Raw genomic sequence first — 19,853 nt, 5'->3', positions numbered from 1 at the left:
GGCTGCCGCGAGGCTGAACGGCGCCTGCCAGGGTTGGCGTTGCATTCACGCAGGGGTGGACAGGATGCGTGCGAACGCGGCGCTGCCGCCGCGCTCCATCACTGTCTGTCGAGGAGAGCACCCATGAAGATCCAACTGATGGCCACCGCTGCCGTGGCGACCCTGGCGCTGGCAGGCTGCGCCACGTCCCCCGGCTACGGCGGCGGTTACGGCGGCGGCTACAGCCAGCCGGCGCGCGGCGGTTACACGCAGACCCGCTGCGCCGACTGCGGCATCGTCACCCGCATCGACACCGTGCCGTCGGGCCGCACTGCGCCGTCGGCCACCGGCGCGATCCTCGGCGGCATCGTCGGCGCGGTCGCCGGCCACGAGATTTCCGATCACACCGGCGGCAGCAAGGGCAACCAGAACGTGTCGGCGGTGGCCGGTGCGGCGGCTGGCGCGCTGGCCGGCAACGAGATCCAGAAGAACGTCACCAGCGACACCTACGATGTGCATGTGCAGATGGACGACGGCCGGGTGATCGTGGTCAACCAGCGCGACTTGGCCGGCGTGCGCGAGAACACCTACGTGCGCGTGGTCAACGGGCGCGTCGTACCGCGCTGATCGGCCTCGCCGCCCTGCCCTGAAACGCAAAAAGGCCCGCACTGCGGGCCTTTTTGCTGCGCTGCGCGCGACAACCCGTCAGAGCGGCTGCACCGCGTCGGCCTGCAGGCCCTTCTGGCCCTGCACCACGGTGAAGCTGACCTTCTGACCTTCCTTCAGGCTCTTGAAGCCCTGGGTCTGGATCGCCCGGAAGTGCACGAACACGTCTTCGCCGTTTTCGCGGCTGATGAAACCGAAACCCTTGGCGTCGTTGAACCACTTCACGATGCCGTTTTCGCGATTGCCAGTGCCGGTCATGATCGACTTACTCCTTGGAACACGTCTCAGGGGTGGGTACGCCGTGGGGTGCGGCGGCTGGTTGCAAGGAGGAAGCGAGGTATAACGATGTAGCGGATCGGTGGATCTACCGCATCAGGCCACGATTCACGGTGACCTTTGCAAACGCAGCGGCTGCAACTTACCCCGGTCAAAATGAAAATGCAATCAGCAAAAATGCCCCATCTGTCAACCCCCAAATCTCCCCCGCGGTGAGCCACGTGGACCCTGCGTTCATCTATTACGTCTGTGCCGGTCTGCTGGTCCTGGTCGGATTGGCGGGGGTGCTGCTGCCGGCCCTGCCCGGCACGCCGCTGATGTTCGCCGGGATGGTGCTGGCGGCCTGGGCCGACGGCTTCCAGCGGATGGGCTGGCCGACGCTGACCGTGCTGGGCGTGCTCACCGCGTTGTCGCTGCTGGTCGACCTGCTGGCCACCGCATTCGGCGCGCAGCGGGTCGGCGCCAGCCGCAAGGCGCTGTGGGGATCGGTGCTGGGCGGGATCGCCGGCATGTTCTTCATGCCGATCGGGCTGTTCGTCGGCCCCTTCGTCGGCGCGCTGGCCGGGGAGTACTGGCATGGGCGCGAGCTGCGCCAGGCGACGCGGGTCGGCGTCGGCACCTGGCTCGGCATCGTGCTGGGCACCGCCGCCAAGCTCGGCCTGGCGCTGGCGATGCTGGCGGTGTTCGCGGTGGCCTGGCTGCTCTGACGCAGCAGGCCTGAAGACGGCGTCGCGGCGACAGCATGAACGTGTGATGACCCCGTTGTCGTCACTTCCTGTATTTTCGCTGCCGGCCATTCACCCCGGCAGCGCACCACCCGCCCGCGCCGCCCGTTGCAGCGAGAACCGCATGTCCCACCGCCAGGTCCGTCCCCTGTTGCTGCTGTCGATCGCGGCCGTGCCGCTTGCGCACGCACAGGAAGTCCTGCCCACCCCCGCCTCGCCGGAAGCCTGCGTGGCGATTTCCAGCGACGCCGCCCGCCTGGCCTGCTACGACCAGGCGCTGTCGCGCCGCACCGCCGACCCGCAGGCGGCCGACGCCGCGGCGCAGGCCGCCAGCGAACGCCAGAAGCAACAGCTGGACGCCAGCGTGCCGGAGGATGCCGGCGTCGCCGAGCGCACCCGCCAGCGCGCCGCCGCGATCTTCAAACAGGACCGTTACGACAGCACCATTGCCAATGCCGGCAAGGGTTCGCTGCTGGACAGCCGTTGGGAACTGGCCAAGGACTCCAAGCTGGGCACCTTCCAGTTGCGCGCCTACAAGCCGGTGTACCTGCTGCCGGCGTTCTGGACCAGCAAGAAGAACGAACTGCCGTCCTCGCCGAACCCGGTCAACACGGTGACCACCGCCGAGCCGCTGGACAGCGTGGAGGCGAAGTTCCAGCTGAGCTTCAAGACCAAGATCGTGGAGAACATCTTCGGCGACAACGGCGACCTGTGGGGCGCGTATACCCAGAGCTCGCGCTGGCAGGTCTACAACTCCGAGCAGTCGCGGCCGTTCCGCGAGACCAACTACGAGCCGGAACTGATGCTGGTGTTCCGCAACAACTACAGCCTGTTCGGCTGGAAGGGACGGATGACCGGCATCCAGCTGACCCACCAGTCCAACGGCCGCAGCGATCCGCTGTCGCGCAGCTGGAACCGGGCGATGCTCAACATCGGCCTGGACCGGGACAACTGGGCGCTGGTGCTGCGCCCCTGGTACCGCATCCCGGAGAGCCGCAAGCAGGACAACAACCCGGACATCGAGGACTACATGGGCCGCGGCGACGCGACCCTGATCTACAACCGCAACGGCCACGAGGTGGCGCTGATGGCGCGGCATTCGCTGCGCGGCGGCGACCGCTCGCACGGCGCGGTACAGCTGGACTGGGGCTTCCCGATCAGCAACCTGCTGCGCGGCCATGTGCAGGTGTTCGACGGCTACGGCGAGAGCATGATCGACTACAACCACCGCGCCACCTATGTCGGCGTCGGCATCTCGCTGCTGGAGTGGTTCTGAGCCGGCATCTGGCCTGAGCGCCCCTGGGCATCGCATCGCGTCCAGGTTCGGCCGCAGGAAAAGCCAAGGGCTTGCGGATCTTCCGCAAGCCCTTTTTCGTTGCCGCGGAACGTGGCCGGCGCCTTCACCGGCCGAGCGCTGGCAGCGCGCGCTGCTTGGCGACGCGACCCGCCGGGCTCACACCCAGTCGGTGATGCCTTCCCGCCGATAGGCCTCGTGGAACGCCGGGCGCGCCTTCATCCTGTCGGCCAGCGCCTTCAGCGCCGGCCAGCTGTCGGTGGGCCGCGGCATGTTGCGCGACCAGCGCATCAGCATGACCAGCACGAAGTCGGCGGCGCTGCAGTGCTCGCCCAGCAGATACGGGCCGCCCTGCTCCAGGTGCCTCGCCACCTCGTCCCAGGCCTTTTCCAGGAAGGCGCGGGCATTGGCACGCACAGGCTCGGCGTTGTCGGAGCCGGCGGGTTCGTCGGGATAGAACCAGGCGCGGTAGGCCGGCATCAGGGTGTAGGCGCCGAACAGCATCCAGCGGTAGTAGGCCGCGCGCTCGGGCGTGCCGGGCGGCGGCGCCAGGCCGGCGTGCGGATAGAGGTCGGCCAGGTGCATGGCGATGGCGACCGATTCGGTCAGCACCTGCCCGTCCAGCACCAGCGTCGGCACCCGCCCCTGCGGATTGATCGCCAGGTACTCGGGACTCTTCTGCTCCTGACGGTCGAAATCGAGCATGCGCAGCTCGAAATCGACCTGCAGTTCGATCAGCAACCAGTGCACGACGAAGGAGGCGGTACTGGGCGAGCCGTAAAGGACGATGGACACGATGCTTTCCCCGGAGACGGAACCAGCGCCGATTATTGCCGCGACGCCGGCAAGCCGCCAGCGCGATGCGGAACGCCGGCGTTCGCGCCGGCGTTCGCGATGCGGCCGATCAGGCCTCGACCACCACCGGGATCTTGCCGATGCGCGCCTGCCACTCGCGCGGGCCGGTCTTGTGCACCGACTCGCCGCTGGAATCGACCGCCACGGTCACCGGCATGTCCTTGACCTCGAACTCGTAGATCGCCTCCATGCCCAGGTCTTCGAACGCCAGCACCTTGCTGGCCTTGATCGCCTTGGACACCAGGTAGGCCGAGCCGCCGACCGCCATCAGGTACACCGCCTTGTTGTCGCGGATCGCGGCGATCGCCGCATCGCCGCGCTCGGACTTGCCGACCATGCCCAGCAGGCCGGTCTGCTCCAGCATCTGCCGGGTGAACTTGTCCATGCGCGTGGCGGTGGTGGGGCCGGCCGGGCCGACCACTTCGTCGCGCACCGGATCGACCGGGCCGACGTAGTAGATGAAGCGGTTGGTGAAGTCCACCGGCAACTTTTCGCCGCGGTTGAGCATGTCGATCATGCGCTTGTGCGCGGCGTCGCGGCCGGTCAGCAGCTTGCCGTTGAGCAGGATGGTCTCGCCCGGCTTGAAGCTGGCCACTTCTTCGCGGGTGATGGTGTCCAGGTTCACCCGGCGCGCGTTGGTCGGGTTGTAGGTGAGCTTGGGCCAGTCTTCCAGCGAGGGCGGATCCAGCATCACCGCGCCGCTGCCGTCCAGGGTGAAGTGCGCATGGCGGGTGGCCGCGCAGTTGGGGATCATCGCCACCGGCAGGTTGGCGGCGTGGGTCGGGTAATCCTTGACCTTGATGTCCAGCACCGTGGTCAGGCCGCCCAGGCCCTGCGCGCCGATGCCCAGCGCATTGACCTTCTCGTACAGCTCCAGGCGCAGTTCCTCTGCACGGTTGGACGCGCCGCGGGCCTGCAGGTCGACGATGTCGATCGGCTCCATCAGCGCTTCCTTGGCCAGCAGCATCGCCTTCTCGGCGGTGCCGCCGATGCCGATGCCGAGCATGCCCGGCGGGCACCAGCCAGCGCCCATGGTCGGCACGGTCTTGAGCACCCAGTCGACGATGGAATCGGACGGGTTGAGCATGGCGAACTTGCTCTTGGCCTCCGAGCCGCCGCCCTTGGCCGCGACGATGACGTCGACGGTGTCGCCGGGGACGACCTTCACGTTGACCACCGCCGGGGTGTTGTCCTTGGTGTTCTGGCGCTTGCCGGCCGGATCGGCCAGCACCGAGGCGCGCAGCTTGTTGTCCGGATGGTTGTAAGCGCGGCGCACGCCCTCGTTGATCATGTCCTCCACGCCCATGGTGGCGTCGTCCCAACGCACGTTCATGCCGATCTCGAGGAACACGGTGACGATGCCGGTGTCCTGGCAGATCGGCCGGTGGCCCTCGGCGCACATGCGCGAATTGATCAGGATCTGCGCGATGGCGTCCTTGGCCGCCGGCGACTGCTCGCGCTCGTAGGCCGCGGACAGGTTCTTGATGTAGTCGACCGGGTGGTAGTAGCTGATGTACTGCAGCGCGTCGGCGACGGACTGGATGAGGTCTTCCTGCTTGATCGAGGTCACGGCTGGCTCTGCGGCTGGCGGGGGGAAACCCGCCCATTTTAGGGCAAAGTGGCGGCCCCGCCCGGTGTCACGCCGGCACGCCCTGTTCCGTCCTGGTCGTCATGACCCACGATCCGACCTTCGAATCCCACCGCGCCCGGCTGTTCGGCCTGGCCTACCGCCTGCTCGGCAGCCGCGCCGACGCCGAGGACACCGTGCAGGACGCCTGGCTGCGCTGGCAGGCCAGCGACCGCAGCACGATCCGCGACCCAGAGGCGTGGCTGGTGACCGCCACCACCCGGCTCGGCCTGGACCGCCTGCGCGCGGCGCGCAGCGCCCGCGTCCACTACATCGGCCCGTGGCTGCCAGAACCGCTGGAGATCGCCGACGAGGCCGACCCGGCCGAGCGCCATGACCGCGCCGAGCAGGTGTCGCTGGCGTTCCTGGCGTTGCTGGAGCGGCTCGGCCCGCACGAGCGCGCGGCGTTCCTGTTGAAGGAAGCCTTCGACTACGACTACGCGCAGATCGGTCGCACCCTGGAGCGCAGCGAAGCCGGCTGTCGGCAACTGGTGCACCGGGCGCGCGAGCGGCTCGGCCAGGGCCAGGCGCGCTTCGCGGTCACGCCCGAGCGCCACCGCCAGTTGCTGGAGCGCTTCCTGCACGCCTCGCAGCGCGGCGACCGCGCCGCCATCGCCGCCCTGCTGCATGCCGACGCGCAGTTGCGCTCCGACGGCGGCGGCAAGGTCACCGCTAGCCTGCGCCCGCTGCGCGGCGCCGAGCGCATCGGCCGGCTGTACTGGGCCGTGGCGCGACGCGACCTGGGCCTGCAGGCGCGGATCGGCACGGTCAACGGCGAACCGGCGATCCTGCGTTTTCTTGGGCCACGGCTGCAGTCGGTGACCGCGCTGGTGATCGACGGCGAACGCATCGCCGAGGTGCTGACGCTGATGAATCCGGACAAGCTGCCGACGCCGACGGCGCCTGCAACTGGTCGCGACTGACCTGCGCCGGCGCTGTCACGCCGCGACGCGCCGCCGCGTCCTGGAGGGGAAGGCGGCCATGGTGGCCGCCATGCGCGACCTACCATGCCCTTCCATCGCATCGACTACACCCGCCACGAACCCGAGGCCTACCGCGCCCTGCTCGGCGCCAGCCAGCAGGTCCACAACGGCACGCTCGGCAGCGCCCTCACCGAACTGGTGTTCCTGCGCGTCTCCCAGCTCAACGGCTGCGCCTACTGCATCGACATGCACGCCACCGCCCTGCGCCGCGCCGGCACCGAACCGCGCAAGCTCGACACCCTCTCCGCCTGGCGCGACAGCCGCTTCTTCGACGCCCGCGAGCGCGCCGCGCTGGACTGGGCCGAGGCACTGACCACGCTGCCCGCCGGCGCGCCGCCGCAGGCCGTCTACGACGCACTCGCGGCGCAGTTCGATCCGGCCGGGATCAGCGCACTGACCATGGCCGTGGCCGTGATCAACGCCTGGAACCGGCTGGGCGTGGGCCTGCAGCCGGCGCTGCCGTAAGGCGCTGCGCGCCGGGATTCGGGATTCGGGATTCGGGATTCGGGATTCGGGATTGGGGATTGGGGATTGGGGATTCGGAGGCAGGATCGCGTAGTCGACAAGGAGGCGTGGCGCTTCCGAATCCCGAGTGCTGGCAACGGGACGTACTACCCACGCGCCGACGCCAGGCAGGCCCGCAGCGTGCGCGGTTCTGCTTACACGAATCCCCAATCCCGAATCCCCAATCCCGCCACCAGTCCACCGACATGTCTTCGCAACACGCCGCCGCTAGCGTGGCGCGCATCCCCGACGCGGAGCGCGCGCATGATCGAGAACGTCCTTGCTGTCGGCCTGGCCGATGAGACCGACCTGGCCCTCGCTTCCCCCGAACCGCAGTCCCGCGCCGGCGCCAGCTACCGCCACCGCCTGCTGATGTGCGCGCCGCAGCACTTCGCGGTGGACTACGTGATCAACCCCTGGATGGAAGGCAACGTGCACGCCGCCAGCCGCGCGCGTGCGCAGGCGCAGTGGAATGCGCTGGTGGCTGCCGCCGAGGCGGCCGGTGCACGCGTCGAGTGCATCGCTGCCGCGCCGGGCCTGCCGGACATGGTGTTCAGCGCCAACGCCGGCCTGGTGCTCGGCGACCGCTTCGTGCCCAGCCGCTTCCGCCACGCCGAACGCCGTGGCGAGGAAGCCCTGTTCACCGCCTGGTGCCGCCAGGCCGGCCTGCGCATCCAGGAACTGCCCGAGCAGGTGTATTTCGAAGGCGCCGGCGACGCGCTGCTGGACCGCGGCGCGCGCCGGCTGTGGATGGGCCACGGCCACCGCAGCGACCTGGCCGCCGCGCACGACCTGACCGACCTGCTGGACATCGAGGTGGTGCCGCTGCGCCTGGTCGACGCGCGCTTCTATCACCTGGACACCTGTTTCTGCCCGCTGCGCGACGGCTACCTGCTGTACTACCCGGCTGCGTTCGACGCCGATGCGCAGCAGGCGATCGCCCAACACATCCCGGCGTCGCGGCGCATCGTGGTCAGCGAGGCAGACGCCCTCGCCTTCGCCTGCAATGCGGTGGATCTGGACGACACCCTGCTGCTCAACCGTGCCTCGCCGGCGCTGTGCGCCGCGCTGGCGACGATCGGCTACCGCGTGGTGCAGACCCCGCTGGACGAATTCCTCAAGGCCGGCGGCGCCGCCAAGTGCCTGACGCTGCGGCTGGACGAGTAAGCCGAGAGGCTCCCGCGAGCCGCAGAATCAGCCCCTCTCCCACCGGGAGAGGGGTTGGGGTGAGGGTACGGCCGCCATGGAACGCCTGGCGGTAGCAAGCATTTCGAAGCTTCGCCCGTACCCTCATCCGCCCCGTTCGGGGCACCTTCTCCCCGCGGGAGAAGGAAAAAGCGCTCGCCCCTCTCCCACCCGGAGAGGGGTTGGGCTGAGGGTACGGCCGCCATGGAACGCCTGACGTTAGCAAGCATTTGGAGGCTTCGCGCGTACCCTCATCCGCCCCTTCGGGGCACCTTCTCCCGGCGGGAGAAGGACGCAAGCCCCTCTCCCACCGGGAGAGGGGTTGGGGTGAGGGTGCGTGCCGACGCATGACCCGGCCGTCGCGCCGGACAGACCTGCCGCAATCCGCATCCATCAGCACAGACTGAGCACCGCATCGAGCACATCGCGCCACAACTGTTGGAGGTCGATGCCGCCGCGCCCGCCGAACAGGCGAAACAGGCTGTAGCCGATCGCGAAAGCGACATACGACAGCGTCAACACCAATGCGGCGGCGTTGCCCCACAGCAGCAGCGCAGTGGCCACCAGGGCGAAAATCGTGCAGCCGAGCAGTTCGCGCCACGACGGCAGGTGCGCACGCAGGCGGGCGAACACAGAGGCGGCAGGGACGGACATGACAACGGCCTTGGCTGGACATCGACGAGGCTAACCCATGCCTCGCCCTCAGCAAGCGCGCGCCAGCCACCCGCGTCAGCGCCGGCTCAGCCGCCGTCCCAGCGCAGCCCACACTCCCCGCGCACACCCGCCCCCGGCACAATGCGCCGATGGCATCCTCCTCCCCCTCTCATGGCGGCGCCGGCACCGCGCCACGCACCGGCCCGAGCCTGCGCGAGCGCTTCGACGCGATGCGCAACCTGCCGCCGTTCCTGCGCCAGATCTGGCAGACCAGCCGCTGGCTGACCCTCAGCAGCATCGGCCTGCGCGTGATCCGGGCGCTGTTGCCGGTGGCCTCGCTGTACGTCGGCAAGCTGATCATCGACGAGGCCATCCACCTGGTCGGGCAATCGCCCGGCTTCGATTCGCTGGGCCAGGCCCTGGCCAGCGGCCGCCTGAACCGGCTGCTGGAACTGCTGGGCCTGGAGCTGGCGCTGGCGATCGCCTCGGACCTGCTCGGGCGGCTGGTCAGCTATGCCGACACGCTGCTGTCGGAGTTGTTCAACAACACCACCAGCGTGCAGTTGATGGAGCACGCCGCGCAACTGGACCTGGAAGATTTCGAGGACCCGGAGCAGCAGGACCGGCTCGACCGCGCGCGGCGCCAGACCATGGGCCGGATGAACCTGATGAGCCAGTTGTTCGGCCAGGTGCAGGACGCGATCACCGTGGTCAGCTTCGCGGTCGGCCTGCTGGTCTACGCGCCATGGCTGATCGCCCTGCTGGCGGTGGCGCTGGTGCCGGCCTTCATCGGCGAGGCGCACTTCAACGCGCTGGGCTACTCGCTCAACTTCCAGTGGACGGCCGAGCGCCGCCAGCTCGACTACCTGCGCCAGCTCGGCGCCAGCGTCGAGACCGCCAAGGAAGTGAAGATCTTCAACCTGCACAACTTCCTGATCGCGCGCTACCGCGCCCTGGCCGATCGTTATTTCCAGGCCAACCGCGCGCTGGCGCGCAAGCGCATGCTGTGGGGCACGCTGCTGGCGGCGCTGGGCACGCTGGGCTACTACGGCGCCTACGGCTACATCGCCTGGCGCACCGTGCGCGGCGACTTCAGCATCGGCGACCTGACCTTCCTGGCCGGCAGTTTCCTGCGCCTGCGGCAGTTGCTGGAAGGCCTGCTGATCGGCTTCTCGCAGGTGGCCGGGCAGGCGCTGTACCTGGACGACCTGTATTCGTTCTTCCGCATCGTCCCGGAGATCCGCACCCGCCCCGGCGCGGTGCCGGTGCCGCGGCCGATCCGGCAGGGCTTCGTGTTCGAGAACGTCGGCTTCCGCTATCCGGATGCCGAACAGTGGGCGGTGCGGCACCTGGACTTCGCCCTGCGCGCCGGCGAAGTGCTGGCCCTGGTCGGCGAGAACGGCGCCGGCAAGACCACCCTGGTCAAGCTGCTGGCGCGGCTGTACGACCCGGACGAGGGCCGCATTCTGCTCGACGGGCGCGACCTGCGCGACTACGACCTGGACGACCTGCGCGCCAACCTCGGGGTGATCTTCCAGGACTTCGTGCGCTACCACTTCAGCGCCGGCGAGAACATCGGCGTCGGCCAGGTGGACGCGCTGGACGACGCGCCGCGGATCCGCGCCGCCGCGCAACGGGCGATGGCCGCCGAGCTGATCGACGGCCTGCCGCAGGGCTACGCGCAGGTGATCGGGCGCCGCTTCAAGACCGGCGTGGACCTGTCCGGCGGGCAGTGGCAGAAGATCGCCATCGCCCGCGCCTACATGCGCGACGCGCAGGTGATGATCCTCGACGAGCCGACCGCCGCGCTGGACGCGCGCAGCGAGTTCGAGGTGTTCCAGCGTTTCAAGGAGCTGTCCGACAACCGCACCGCGGTGCTGATCTCGCACCGCTTTTCGAGCGTGCGCATGGCCGACCGCATCCTGGTCCTGGCCGACGGCCGGATCGAGGCCAGCGGCACCCACGATGAACTGATGGCGCAGGGCGGCCGCTACGCGGAACTGTTCGAACTGCAGGCCGCTGGGTATCGTTAGCCCGTCCGCCCCTTCCGACACCGCCATGCTCCGCACCCTGCCCTGTCTGTTCGCCGCCGCCCTCGCCGTCCCGGCGCTCGCCGCTCCCGCCGCGGACACGCCGGCGCCTTCCGACTACGCCGCGGCCAAGGCCCTGGCCGACCGCGACGAAGCCAGCCTGCCGGCGGCCATGGAGGAACGCCTGCAGACCCTGCAACGCGCGGCGCTGGACGAGGGCGTGGCCAGTTGCGCCACGCCGCGCCCGGACACTTCGCCGTTCACCGTGGTGGTGCAGGTGCAGGCCGACGGCAGTGTCGGCGCCAGTTGGCGCAACGGCACCACGCCGCTCGCCCTGTGCCTGGAACGCTTCCTGCGCCAGCGTCCGCTGCTGGCACCGCCGCAGGCGCCGCTGTACCTGTCCTACGAGGTCTCGTTCGAGAAGTGAGCCGGATCGCCGTGATCGGCACCAGGCCACAAATGAGATTTGATCTCATTTGAGCCGGCATGGGGTAGAATGGCGACCGTTCCTTCCCCATCACGATCAACGGCATGTCTTCCGCTTTTGGCCCCGAAACGGTGCTCGATGTCCGCCACTGGACCGAGGACTACTTCAGCTTCACCACCACCCGCAACGACGGCTTCCGCTTCGACAACGGCCAGTTCGTGATGATCGGCCTGGAGACGGAGACGCGGCCGCTGCTGCGCGCCTACTCCATCGCCAGCGCCAACTGGGAAGAGCAGTTGGAGTTCTTCAGCATCAAGGTGCCGGACGGCCCGCTGACCTCGCGCCTGCAGCACATCAAGCCCGGCGATTCGGTGCTGGTCGGCAAGAAGCCCACCGGCACTCTGCTGATCAGCGACCTGCACCCGGGCCGCCACCTGTACCTGCTGGGCACCGGCACCGGGCTGGCGCCGTGGCTGTCGGTGATCAAGGACCCGGAAACCTACGAGCGCTTCGACAAGGTGATCCTCACCCACGGCGTGCGCTTCGAGAAGGACCTGGCCTACCGCGACTACTTCGAGAAGGAACTGCCGCAGCACGAGTTCCTCGGCGAGACCATCCGCGAGAAGCTGCTGTATTACCCGGCGGTGACCCGCGAGGACTTCCGCAACCGCGGCCGCCTCACCGAGTTGCTCGAGAGCGGCGAAATGCAGCGCACCCTCGGCCTGCCGCCGCTGAACCCGGAACACGACCGCGCGATGATCTGCGGCAGCCCGCAGATGCTGGCCGACCTGCGCCACACCCTGGACGCCCGCGGCTTCGTCGCCTCGCCGCGCATCGGCTCGCCGGGGCACTACGTGTTCGAGCGCGCGTTCGTCGAGAAGTGACACCGCTGCGCGTCTCCCGTCGTAGGAGCGGCTTCAGCCGCGACGGGCTTTCCCGGTAAAGCATCGCGGCTGAAGCCGCTCCTACCGGCGTAAGCGACATGGCGGCAGGCCAAGGCGAATAGTGGCGAAATCGTGTGTGGGAGGGACTTCAGTCCCGGCGCGTTGGATTTAAGGGCGTCGGGACTGAAGTCCCTCCCACAAGCGCCGCATCACGGCCTCCCGGGATCACGCCGGGAGTTCCCCGCCGAATCGTCAGCCCAACGCCCGCTCGATCTCGTCGGCCAGCGCTTCCGGCTTGTCGGTCGGCGCATAGCGCGCCAGCACCTGGCCGTCGCGGCCGACCAGGAACTTGCTGAAATTCCACTTGATCGCGGCGATGCCGAGCAGCCCGGATTTCTGCTGCTTGAGCCAGCGCCACAGCGGATGCGCGCCGTCGCCGTTGACCTGCACCTTGGCGAACATCGGGAAATCGACGTCGTAGCTGAGCGAACAGAACTGGCGGATCTCCGCGGCATCGCCCGGCTCCTGATGGCCGAACTGATCGCAGGGAAAGCCCAGCACCACCAGCCCGCGATCGCGGTAGCGCTGCCACAGCGCCTGCAGCCCGGCGTACTGCGGCGTGAAACCGCACTTGGAGGCGACGTTGACGATCAGCAGCACCTTGCCGGCGTACTCGGCGAGCGGCTGCTCCTGCCCATCCAAGGTGGTCGCGGTGAAGGCGTAGGCGGTGGTCGGCGTGTCCATGGATCCTCGTGGTACGGCGCGCCGCAGCGGCGCTGGTTCGAGGCGATGCTACGCGGTGGCCGCAGGCGTCGCCAGCAGGCCGGAGCCGATGCGCGAGGCCGCGTCGCAGACGTCGGCGCGAACGAGCCAACGCACCGCCAGCGCACCACCGATGCGGGCCTGCATCGGCACAACCACGCAGGAGAGCGCACTGCATCAAGGTTCACGCCAGATGCCGCAAAGCCTCGAGAAACACGCGCCTATGCTGCAGTGCGCCCATGGCTTTCGTCACGGGTCACGCCTGCCGGCCTGGGGTAGCCTGCCCGATCACCATGATTGCGGATACCGCTTGATGACCTCTCGCCTCGCCCTTGCCCTCGCCGCCACGCTCGGACTCGCCATGCCCGCCTACGCCGCTCCGGCCACCACGCCCACCGCCATCACGGCGACCACGCAGGCCAACCCGTTCTTCGCCGAAAGCCCGCTGCCGCTGCACTACCCGCAGTTCGACAGGATCAAGGACAGCGATTTCGCGCCCGCGTTCGACGCCGGCATGGCGCAGCAGTTGCAGGAAGTGCAGGCCATCGCGGACCAGACCGCCAAGCCGACCTTCGACAACACCATCGTGGCGATGGAGAAGAGCGGGCAGATCCTGGACCGCGCCACCACCGTGTTCTTCAACCTGGTCGGCGCCGACACCAACGACACCCGCAAGAAGCTGCAGGCCGAGTACGCCGGCAAGCTGGCCGCGCACCGCGATGCGATCGCGCTCAACCCCAAGCTGTTCGCGCGCATCCAGACGCTGTACGACACCCGCAACCAGCTCGGCCTGGACGCGGAGGGCGTGCGCCTGATCGAGAAGTACCACAGCGACTTCGTCCGCGACGGCGCCAAGCTCAACGACGCCGACAAGGCCAAACTCAAGGCGATGAACGCCGAACTGGCCGAACTGGGCACCAAGTTCAGCCAGAACGTGCTGGCCGAAGTGAACGCCGCTGCGGTGGTGGTGGACGACGTCAAGCAGCTCGACGGCCTGTCCGACGCGCAGATCGCCGCGGCCGCCGAAGCGGCCAAGGCGCGCAAGCTGGACGGCAAGTACGTGATCGCCCTGCTCAACACCACCGGCCAGCCGCCGCTGGCGCAACTCAAGGATCGCGCCCTGCGCCAGAAGATCTACGAGGCCTCGGTGTCGCGCGGCAGCCACGGCGGCCCCTACGACAACACCGCGCTGGTGTCGCGGATCATGACCCTGCGCGCCGACCGCGCCAAGCTGCTCGGCTATCCGAACCACGCCACCTACTCCCTGGAAACCCAGACCGCCAAGACCCCCGAAGCGGTCAACGCCATGCTCGGCAAGCTGGCCCCGGCCGCGGTGGCCAACGCCAAGCGTGAGGCCGCCGACCTGCAGGCGATGATCGACCAGGAGCAGAAGGCCGCCGGCAAGCCGAGCTTCAGGCTCGAGGCCTGGGACTGGGCCTACTACACCGAGAAGGTGCGCCAGGCCAAGTACGACTTCGACGAAGGCCAGCTCAAGCCCTACTTCGAACTGAAGAACGTGCTGGAGAACGGCGTGTTCTACGCTGCCAATCAGGAGTACGGGCTGACCTTCAAGCAGCGCACCGACCTGCCGACCTACCGCGACGACGTGCTGGTCTACGACGTGTTCGACGCCGACGGCAGCCAGTTGGCGATCTTCATCGCCGACATGTACGCGCGCGAGTCCAAGCGCGGCGGCGCCTGGATGAGCTCCTACGTCTCGCAGTCGGCGCTGACCGGCGACAAGCCGGTGGTCGCCAACCACCTCAACATCCCCAAGCCGCCGGCCGGCCAGCCGACCCTGCTGACCTGGGACGAGGTCACCACCGCGTTCCACGAGTTCGGCCACGCGCTGCACGGCATGTTCTCGAACGTGAAGTACCCCTACTTCGCCGGCACCAGCGTGCCGCGCGACTTCGTCGAGTTCCCCTCGCAGGTCAACGAGATGTGGGCCGACGATCCGGCCATCCTCAAGCACTACGCCAAGCACTACCAGAGCGGCGCGCCGATGCCGCAGGCGTTGCTGGACAAGGTGGTGGCCACCGCCAAGTTCAACCAGGGCTTCGCCACCACCGAGTACCTGGGTGCGGCCATGCTGGACCAGCGCTGGCACCAGCTCGGCGCCGGCCAGGTGCCGCCGGCCTCGGGCGTGATGGACTTCGAGGCCAAGGCGCTGGCGGCCGACGGCATCGCCTACCCGCCGGTGCCGCCGCGCTACCGCACGCCGTACTTCAGCCACATCATGGGCGGCTACGCGGCTGGCTACTACGCCTACATCTGGGCCGAGGTGCTGGACGCCAATACCCAGCAGTGGTTCAAGCAGCACGGCGGGTTGAGCCGCGCCAACGGCGACCGCTTCCGCAAGACCCTGCTCTCGCGCGGTGGCAGCGTCGATGCGATGCAGTTGTTCCAGGACTTCGCCGGGCACGCACCGCAGATCGAGCCCTTGCTGGAGAAGCGCGGCCTCAACGCTGCGCCGGCGACGACGCCGAGCGCACGCTGAAGCGCACTGCGGCACGGCCCCCGGCCGTGCCGCGACGCCGCGACGACGTGGTTGGGACGCCCCAACCACCGACCCACATGCCCCGAAACGCACGACGCCCGGCTCAGCCGGGCGTCGTGTTTCTAGCCAGCAATCGCGATGGCGGCGCGCGGCACATCGCGCGTGGCCATCAGCGACTTACTGGCCGTCGCTGGAGGCGTTGATGCTGGCACCCAGCGAGGCATTGCCGGCGGCCTGCCCCTGCGCCTGACCGCTACCGGCCTGCGCACCGCCCTGGCCGCCCGCACCCGCCTGGCCCGACACCGAGCCGCCATGCGTGCCCGCGCTGTGCGAGGCGCTGCCGCTGGCCGCACCGTTGGCACTGCCGCTGCCGGACAGCGCCGGCACGGTCGGCAGGTTGCCGCCGCTCGCGGCGCCGTTGCCGCTGCCGTTACCGGCCGCACTCGAGGCAGCCGCACCGTGACCGGTCACGCCATCGACTGCGCCGGCGGCATTGCCGGCGGTCGACAGTGCCGCCGTAGGGTTGGCCGCGCTGGTCGCCGCGCCGAGCGCGCCGTCGGCCTGGCCCATCGCGCTGGTGGCCGCGCTGCGTGCCGCCGCACTGCCGCTGGCCGCGGCATTGCCGGCCAGCGTGCGGCCCTGGTTCACCGCAGCGCCTGCGGTCTGCGCCGCACCGTCCGCGGTGGCCGCGCCACGCGCCGCCGCCCGCTGCGCCGCCATCCGCGCGCGCTGCGACGACTGCTCGATGCCGCGACGCGCGCCATCCAGCGGCACTCCGGCGTCCAGGCGGCCGGCGCCCATGCCGTTGCCGCCGAGGCTGCCGCCACCCAGGCCGCCCAGGGTGCCATTGACGGCACCGCCCACGCTGCCCGCACCGCCCAGCACCTGCGCGCCGGCCACGCCCGGGATCAGCGCCACCGACGCCACCAGCACCGCGCTCGCCAACAGAGTCTTGCCGTTCATCGCATTCTCCTCGTGTCGCCGCAGGCCATCTGCGGCTCTCATGTGGTCCTACGAAGCGAACGACGCAGAACATCCCATGCACGAGGGACACAGACAGAATGCGTTCAGCCGCCCGGCGCGCGCTGCAGCGCCAGGTCCGCACCGATCAGGCCGGCGCCGTACACCGGATCGGCGCCGGGCGCACCGAGATCGCGCGCCTGCGCCTGCAATTGCGTGCGCAGTTGCGCGGCCGCCTGCGGATTCGGCTGCGCCAGTGCCTGCGCCGCCAGCCGTGCCACCAGCGGCGCCGCGAAGGAGGTGCCGCGCTGCGTCTGCCAGCGGCCCTGCGGCGCGGCGGCGATCAATTCGCCGACCGCGGCGAAGGCCACCTGCGGCCCACGCCCCGCCTCCGGCAGTACCCGCCCACGCGCATCCACCGCGGTGACGCCAATCACCCCGGGATAGGCCGCGGGGTACAGCGGCGGGGCCGCCGGGCCGTCGTTGCCGACCGCCGCGACCAGCACGTGGCCGCGCGCGAGCATGCGCTGCACGGCGAGCTGCAGGGCGCGGTTGGGGCCGCCGATCAGGCTGATGTTGATCACCGGCACCTGCTGCTGTGCCATCCATGCCAGTGCCCCGACCAGCTCGACCACGGTGCCGCCATCGGCCTGGCCGCAATAGATGTCGGCCGCATACAGGGTGCGTGCGAACGGCCCGTGCGCCACCGCGCGTCCGGCCAGCAGCGAGGCGACAGCGGTGCCATGCGGCTGCGCGCGCACCTGCCCGTCGCAACCCCAGGTCTGCACCTGCACACCGGCCAGCGCCGGATGCGCCGCGTCCACGCCGCTGTCGATCAGGCCGACCACGAAGCCGCCGGTCGCGGCGCCCGCGACTGCCGGTGCGGTGGACGCACTGGCCGCTGCCGGTGGCGTCGCCGCTGGTGCGGCCGCCGATCCGCTGTAGACGTGGTTGTAGTCGTACTCGCCCTGCGGATCGCGCTCGCGCAATTGCTGCAGGGCGCGGCGCGTGGACAGGCCCGAGGGCACCTGCAGCACCACCAGGCGCAGCCCGAATTCGCCGAAGCTGCGCTGCTCCAGCACGGCGAAGCCGGCCGCCTGCGCCGCCTGCAGCGCGGCCGGCTCCGGCTCCAGCGCCACCACCTGCCCACGCATCACCACCGCGCCGCCTTCGTCGCGCTCCAGCCCGCGCGGATCGCTGCGCAGCAGCGCCTGCAGGCGTTTAAGGCGCAGCCGTTCGAGATCGCCGCGCGCGTCCTGCAGCGATTCCCCCAACCGATTCATGCCGCCCTGCACGCCCTGGGTGACGTCCTGCACCAGCCCACCCGCCGACGGCAACGCCAACTGCGCCAGCGCAGGTGTCGCCACCGCCAGCCATGCCACGGCCACCCAGCGCACTCGCCTGCCCGTCGCCATGTCCCGCTCCGTTGTCCGCCCCTGTTGGCGTGCCACACTAATCCTGCCATCCCGACCCGCCGTGAACGCCGCGCCGCGCCCATGGAAGAAAACGCCTCCGCCGAACGTATCCCCCACATGCACGCCGATCCCACGGCCGCCGTCGGCGACGGCATCTGTACCCTGCTGCCGCAGCTGCGGCGCTTCGCGCGTGCCGTCGCCGGGCATCGCGAGGACGCCGACGATCTGCTGCAGATCGCGATCGAACGCGCCCTGCGCCGCGCCGCGCAATGGCGGCCGGAAACGCCGCTGCAGTACTGGCTGTACGGCATCATCCGCCACGCCTGGATCGACGAGGTGCGGGCGCAGCGGCGGCGACGGCAGGTGTTCGTCGATGCCGCCGAGGGCGAACATGTCGGCGACACGCCGCTGGAGCGGCAGCAGGACTGGATGGCGGTGCAGGCCGCAATGGCCGGCCTGCCCGAGGAACAACGCCTGGCGATCGCACTGGTGCTGATCGAAGGCCTGTCCTACAAGGATGCCGCGGCGGTGCTGGAGATTCCGCTGGGCACACTCACCAGCCGGCTCGCGCGCGGACGCGAAGCGCTGCAGGCGTCACTGGAGGCGACCGCATGACCACCACGATCGATTCACTCACCCTGCAGGCCTACGCCGACGGCGAACTGGACGCGGTGCAGGCCGCGCAAGTGGAAGCGGCGCTGCGTACCGACCCGCAGTTGGCGCAGGCCCTGGAGCGGCTGCGCAGCCTGCAGGCGCGGCTGCGTGCCGGCTTCGCGCCAGTGCTGGACGAACCGGTGCCGGCGCGCCTGCTCGCCGCGGCGCGCGCACGGCCGGCCGACGCGCCCGGCGAGGACGCCGCTGTCGCGGCGCTGCCGCCCTCGCCCGTTCATGCCGCGGCGCAGGCAAGCCGGCCGACGCCGCTGCGGCCACGCGCGCGCCGCCGCTGGGCGCTGCCGGCGGCCTTGGCGGCGGCGCTGCTGCTGGGGCTGTGGATCGCGCAGCGGCAATTGCCGCAAGACGCCGCGCCGGGTCCCACGGTCGCGGCCACCCAGGGCGGTGTTGCCGAAGGCGCGCTGGCGCAGGCACTGACGCAGCAGTTGTCCGGCCAGCCCCAGGGCAGCGTGCGCATCGGCCTGAGCTTCCGCGATCGCGACGGCCATTACTGCCGCACCTTCGCCATGCCGCGCACCAGCGCCGGCCTGGCCTGCCAGCGCGACGGCGCGTGGCGGGTGGAATTGCTGGTGCCCGCCGGCGAACGCAACGGCGGCGGCGGCATGCGCATGGCGGCCAGCCCGATGCCGGCCACGGTGCTGCAGGCGGTGGATGCGCGCATCGCCGGCGAAGCGCTGGATGCGGACGGTGAACAGCGCGCCCGCGCGCGCGGCTGGCGCTAGGAACCGTCCGACGTCCTGCCGGCTCGGCGGGACAACGCACCTTCGCACCTCTGGATCATGCCGGGACGCGTCCCGTAGGAGCGGCTTCAGCCGCGACGCGTTTCCGATACGCCCGTCGCGGCTGAAGCCGCTCCTACGAGGGAAACCGCCTCACGCTCGATTGCCGCAGACGCACCTTCTTCGAGGTGCCCTTACGGCAGCGCCGCCGGCGTCTTCGCGCCGGCGGCGGCATCGAGGCCGTCGATGCCGGCCAGCATCTTCTTCAGCAGCGTCTCCAACTGCTGCTGCTCGCCCGCATCCAGTGCCGCGGTTTCCGCATCCAGGAACGCGCACACGTCCGGCAGCAGCCGCTCGATCAGGGCGATGCCGGCCGGCTGCAGGGTCAGCGTGACCTTGCGCCGGTCGTCCGGACTGGCCGTGCGCGACAGCAGCCCCTTGCTGCACAGGCTGTCGGTGAGGCGGGTGATGTTGGCTGGCTTCTCGCTGGCGGCCTCGGCCACCTCGGTGGGGGTGATGCACTGCTCGGGCGTGCCGTACAGCATCATCAGGATCTCGTATTCCGGCGGGCTGATGCCGTACGCCTTGAGCATGCCGCTGGCGTTGGCATGCACGCGCTTGTACAGATGCTTGACCAAGCGGACCAGCACGGCAGGCTCGCGCGGGAACGCGGGATAGCGTGCGCAGGTGTGCGCGACACGCCGCTCGGTCTGATCGAAACTGCCCATGAGGAAAT

General features: G+C 69.8%; 20 protein-coding genes. 12 read left to right on the top strand and 8 right to left on the bottom strand.

What is annotated here, in order from left to right:
- Window positions 1-123 precede the first annotated feature (123 nt).
- On the top strand, window positions 124-606 hold the full coding sequence (locus tag PG878_RS08925; protein ID WP_010344410.1) for a glycine zipper 2TM domain-containing protein: 483 nt from the start codon (window positions 124-126) through the stop codon (window positions 604-606).
- 78 nt (window positions 607-684) lie between these two features.
- Here the strand turns inward: PG878_RS08925 and PG878_RS08920 are convergent, their stop codons facing one another.
- Window positions 685-903 (bottom strand): cold-shock protein, encoded by a 219-nt coding sequence (locus tag PG878_RS08920; RefSeq protein WP_209031233.1) that lies wholly within the window; start codon window positions 901-903, stop codon window positions 685-687.
- A 239-nt stretch (window positions 904-1,142) separates the two neighbouring features.
- On the opposite strand from PG878_RS08920, the gene PG878_RS08915 reads away from it, so the two are divergent.
- Both PG878_RS08915 and PG878_RS08910 read left to right on the top strand, forming a co-directional pair.
- Complete coding sequence (locus PG878_RS08915) at window positions 1,143-1,628, top strand: DUF456 domain-containing protein (RefSeq protein ID WP_209031454.1); 486 nt, start codon at window positions 1,143-1,145, stop codon at window positions 1,626-1,628.
- A 142-nt stretch (window positions 1,629-1,770) separates the two neighbouring features.
- The gene (locus PG878_RS08910) at window positions 1,771-2,922 is read left to right on the top strand and encodes a phospholipase A (RefSeq protein ID WP_153750421.1); all 1,152 of its coding nucleotides are present in this window, start codon (window positions 1,771-1,773) and stop codon (window positions 2,920-2,922) included.
- A 177-nt stretch (window positions 2,923-3,099) separates the two neighbouring features.
- On the opposite strand, the gene PG878_RS08905 is transcribed toward PG878_RS08910, so the two are convergent.
- The gene (locus PG878_RS08905; RefSeq protein WP_209031232.1) at window positions 3,100-3,735 is read right to left on the bottom strand and encodes a glutathione S-transferase family protein; all 636 of its coding nucleotides are present in this window, start codon (window positions 3,733-3,735) and stop codon (window positions 3,100-3,102) included.
- 109 nt (window positions 3,736-3,844) lie between these two features.
- A complete protein-coding gene (locus PG878_RS08900; protein WP_209031231.1) occupies window positions 3,845-5,365 on the bottom strand; it encodes a fumarate hydratase in 1,521 nt (506 codons plus the stop codon).
- Window positions 5,366-5,466: 101 nt separating this feature from the next.
- On the opposite strand from PG878_RS08900, the gene PG878_RS08895 reads away from it, so the two are divergent.
- The 3 genes from PG878_RS08895 to PG878_RS08885 all read left to right on the top strand — a co-directional run bounded on the left by PG878_RS08895 (window position 5,467) and on the right by PG878_RS08885 (window position 8,076).
- Window positions 5,467-6,345, top strand: coding sequence for an RNA polymerase sigma-70 factor (locus PG878_RS08895; protein WP_209031230.1), 879 nt, complete (start codon window positions 5,467-5,469; stop codon window positions 6,343-6,345).
- A gap of 84 nt (window positions 6,346-6,429) precedes the next feature.
- Window positions 6,430-6,870 (top strand): carboxymuconolactone decarboxylase family protein, encoded by a 441-nt coding sequence (locus PG878_RS08890; RefSeq protein WP_209031229.1) that lies wholly within the window; start codon window positions 6,430-6,432, stop codon window positions 6,868-6,870.
- Between the two features lie 303 nt (window positions 6,871-7,173).
- Window positions 7,174-8,076 carry a dimethylarginine dimethylaminohydrolase family protein gene (locus PG878_RS08885; RefSeq protein WP_209031228.1) on the top strand — a complete coding sequence of 301 codons (903 nt, stop codon included), beginning with the start codon at window positions 7,174-7,176 and terminating at the stop codon, window positions 8,074-8,076.
- Window positions 8,077-8,487: 411 nt separating this feature from the next.
- Here the strand turns inward: PG878_RS08885 and PG878_RS08880 are convergent, their stop codons facing one another.
- Window positions 8,488-8,748 carry a hypothetical protein gene (locus PG878_RS08880; protein ID WP_209031227.1) on the bottom strand — a complete coding sequence of 87 codons (261 nt, stop codon included), beginning with the start codon at window positions 8,746-8,748 and terminating at the stop codon, window positions 8,488-8,490.
- 149 nt (window positions 8,749-8,897) lie between these two features.
- Here PG878_RS08880 and PG878_RS08875 point away from each other — a divergent pair, with 149 nt between their 5' ends.
- The 3 genes from PG878_RS08875 to PG878_RS08865 all read left to right on the top strand — a co-directional run bounded on the left by PG878_RS08875 (window position 8,898) and on the right by PG878_RS08865 (window position 12,089).
- Entirely contained in the window at window positions 8,898-10,781 is a 1,884-nt protein-coding gene (locus PG878_RS08875) for an ABC transporter ATP-binding protein (protein ID WP_209031226.1), read from the top strand.
- Window positions 10,782-10,806: 25 nt separating this feature from the next.
- The gene (locus PG878_RS08870) at window positions 10,807-11,205 is read left to right on the top strand and encodes a hypothetical protein (protein WP_010344394.1); all 399 of its coding nucleotides are present in this window, start codon (window positions 10,807-10,809) and stop codon (window positions 11,203-11,205) included.
- Between the two features lie 104 nt (window positions 11,206-11,309).
- Window positions 11,310-12,089 (top strand): ferredoxin--NADP reductase, encoded by a 780-nt coding sequence (locus PG878_RS08865; protein WP_026143480.1) that lies wholly within the window; start codon window positions 11,310-11,312, stop codon window positions 12,087-12,089.
- A 252-nt stretch (window positions 12,090-12,341) separates the two neighbouring features.
- On the opposite strand, the gene PG878_RS08860 is transcribed toward PG878_RS08865, so the two are convergent.
- Entirely contained in the window at window positions 12,342-12,833 is a 492-nt protein-coding gene (locus PG878_RS08860; RefSeq protein WP_209031225.1) for a glutathione peroxidase, read from the bottom strand.
- A gap of 331 nt (window positions 12,834-13,164) precedes the next feature.
- Here PG878_RS08860 and PG878_RS08855 point away from each other — a divergent pair, with 331 nt between their 5' ends.
- A complete protein-coding gene (locus PG878_RS08855; RefSeq protein WP_209031224.1) occupies window positions 13,165-15,351 on the top strand; it encodes a M3 family metallopeptidase in 2,187 nt (728 codons plus the stop codon).
- A gap of 177 nt (window positions 15,352-15,528) precedes the next feature.
- Here the strand turns inward: PG878_RS08855 and PG878_RS08850 are convergent, their stop codons facing one another.
- Together PG878_RS08850 and PG878_RS08845 are read right to left on the bottom strand one after the other, a co-directional pair.
- Window positions 15,529-16,314 (bottom strand): hypothetical protein, encoded by a 786-nt coding sequence (locus PG878_RS08850; RefSeq protein ID WP_209031223.1) that lies wholly within the window; start codon window positions 16,312-16,314, stop codon window positions 15,529-15,531.
- A 104-nt stretch (window positions 16,315-16,418) separates the two neighbouring features.
- Window positions 16,419-17,726, bottom strand: coding sequence for a S8 family serine peptidase (locus tag PG878_RS08845; RefSeq protein WP_209031222.1), 1,308 nt, complete (start codon window positions 17,724-17,726; stop codon window positions 16,419-16,421).
- An 81-nt stretch (window positions 17,727-17,807) separates the two neighbouring features.
- Here PG878_RS08845 and PG878_RS08840 point away from each other — a divergent pair, with 81 nt between their 5' ends.
- Together PG878_RS08840 and PG878_RS08835 are read left to right on the top strand one after the other, a co-directional pair.
- The gene (locus tag PG878_RS08840) at window positions 17,808-18,341 is read left to right on the top strand and encodes an RNA polymerase sigma factor (RefSeq protein WP_040902346.1); all 534 of its coding nucleotides are present in this window, start codon (window positions 17,808-17,810) and stop codon (window positions 18,339-18,341) included.
- Window positions 18,338-19,120, top strand: a complete 783-nt coding sequence (locus tag PG878_RS08835; protein WP_244672606.1) for an anti-sigma factor — start codon at window positions 18,338-18,340, stop codon at window positions 19,118-19,120. The genes PG878_RS08840 and PG878_RS08835 overlap by 4 nt, the downstream gene beginning before the upstream one ends.
- A 191-nt stretch (window positions 19,121-19,311) precedes the next feature.
- On the opposite strand, the gene PG878_RS08830 is transcribed toward PG878_RS08835, so the two are convergent.
- Complete coding sequence (locus PG878_RS08830; protein ID WP_209031221.1) at window positions 19,312-19,845, bottom strand: MarR family winged helix-turn-helix transcriptional regulator; 534 nt, start codon at window positions 19,843-19,845, stop codon at window positions 19,312-19,314.
- Window positions 19,846-19,853 lie beyond the last annotated feature (8 nt).

This window comes from Xanthomonas hawaiiensis (assembly GCF_031834635.1).
In the GTDB taxonomy this organism is placed as follows: domain Bacteria; phylum Pseudomonadota; class Gammaproteobacteria; order Xanthomonadales; family Xanthomonadaceae; genus Xanthomonas_A; species Xanthomonas_A sacchari.
Note: the sequence above shows the minus strand (reverse complement) of the source record. Positions and strands in the feature narration are given on the sequence as shown.